The 755-nt window shown below is 50.5% G+C and carries 1 protein-coding gene; it reads left to right on the top strand.

What is annotated here, in order from left to right:
- The coding region (locus F3J28_RS22280) for a hypothetical protein (protein ID WP_353620596.1) at positions 1-755 on the top strand (755 nt) is incomplete at both ends.

Here is a 755-nt window from a genome sequence, read left to right as displayed (position 1 = left end):
GTTTAACCGGTGAGAAATACTTTGATTACGCGTCTGCGGATTTGATAAAAAATCATGTATCAATATCACTCGATGGGGTAACAAGAGATGTGGTATTAACCGATCCTAAAACAGGGAATACGCTTGATAGTCATTTTCGGCTTGCCTTTTTTGGTATGCAGCACCACCGACTGGATGCCAGCAATGGTGATCTGTTTAACGCCATGAACGGCACAGGTCGTTACCCCGCAGGTGGATGCTCGGGGCGAATAGGGACTGGATTTGGTAACGGTGAGGGGTTCAGGCATGCATGGGGTGTGCCAGAGGCAAAATTAACTTGCTACCGTAAGCTTACCGATGTGGGTCAGTTTCAGGGAAATGTTCGCATTGACAACTTCAGCTTTGGCTATAATTTAACGACGCCGAATCCTCTGGACGTTTATTCCGGGGACTATGAAGGTGAGGTGGTTTATACCGTTGGTGAGGGAGGGGATATTAACTTTAATACCGAGACGACCTCCGACAGCGAAATTCGGATCAAAATAAAAGCCACCGTTCGTCATGCGTTCAAGTTCTTCCTCGCACCGGGCAGTGAAAACGTCGGCCTGGCTCCCAAAGGCGGCTGGAGCCAGTGGGTGAACGGCGGGCGGGTGCCGGACTTACTTAATAAAGAAGTCCCCTTCACCCTGTCGTCCACTTCTGGTTTCACCGTCAATATGCGCTGTGAGTATGATGTGGACGAGGGATGCGCGCTGCGCGACTCACCCACCGGAGAA

This window comes from Enterobacter sp. Ap-1006, from assembly GCF_011752835.1.
GTDB lineage: Bacteria > Pseudomonadota > Gammaproteobacteria > Enterobacterales > Enterobacteriaceae > Cedecea.
This window is presented reverse-complemented; position numbering and strand designations above follow the sequence as displayed.